The following is a 972-nucleotide window of genomic DNA, read 5'->3' on the forward strand; positions in this document are numbered from 1 at the left end:
TAGATAACGGCTGCCATGGTTGTAAGAGCGGTGTACATATAGATCTAGGCAGTAATGGCATCAGCCATACCAATGCGCTCTTAATCAGTCGATTGGCCAACATATCTTGACTCAGTACACTACGCTCACAAATAAACTTATGCGGCTGCATGCTGTTATGTCGTAGCTGCTCTTTGATGAGCAGGCGCCCTTGTAGCGATGATTGGTTATTGATCTGCGCCTGATAATGCTGGGTTGGCTGATAACGAACCAAACGCTGCAAAAACTGCTCTAATAGCCAGTCTGACAACGGCGGAGCCTCGACAGATAATGGCATTGACTGATCACTAAATTGACCTAGGTTTTTCATGCTAGGCAGCTTACGACTTTGACGCGCATCAAGACGAGTCAAGTCGGATAACATGCCTTGTACCCAGTGACGAGTTTGAGCAATATTATTATATTGAGTGGATTGATCCAGCTTTGGCAATAGCTCAAGTATCATACCACTAGGCAAGAGGATAATTCCTATATAATGCCCGACCTTGAGCTGCCACTGTCCTTGCTTACGCTTGATGGTAAATACGGCAAACTCTTGCGCCATTAGCCAATGAAAGTCAGAGACATGCGGGAAATCGTGCGCTGTGAGGCGTTGGTGTTCAAATGCCGTCATAACCTTCGCTATGGGAGCCTTACTGTTAGGTATACGAGCATAAAAACTATTTGCATTAATATTATCTGCACTAATATAGTTTCCTTGCGCATAATATTGATTATGAGTTCTCACTAAACAGCCACCTTACTCGTACAAACGCTGATAGATAGCGGGTTTGCCAAACTCACCAGTCTTAGCAATAAGGTCGGGATTCATCATATAGCCACCTACGTTCATCGATTGAACAAGAAAGGCGCCCTGCCCTGCAAACATTTGATGTTGAGTCGTTGCATTATTCTTACTCATCGGATCATACAAATCATTATTTATCATTGTTT

Annotated in this window: 1 protein-coding gene and 1 pseudogene; both read right to left on the reverse strand. The window is 43.7% G+C overall.

Annotated elements, in window-relative coordinates; genetic code table 11:
* A partial coding sequence (locus ACS8FC_RS15250) for a 5-methylcytosine restriction system specificity protein McrC (protein ID WP_439297394.1) occupies positions 1-652 on the reverse strand: 652 nt, incomplete at its 3' end.
* Positions 653-778: 126 nt separating this feature from the next.
* Positions 779-972 (reverse strand): annotated as a pseudogene (locus tag ACS8FC_RS15255) (McrB family protein); the annotation flags it as partial.

Source organism: Psychrobacter sp. 1Y4 (assembly GCF_051847555.1).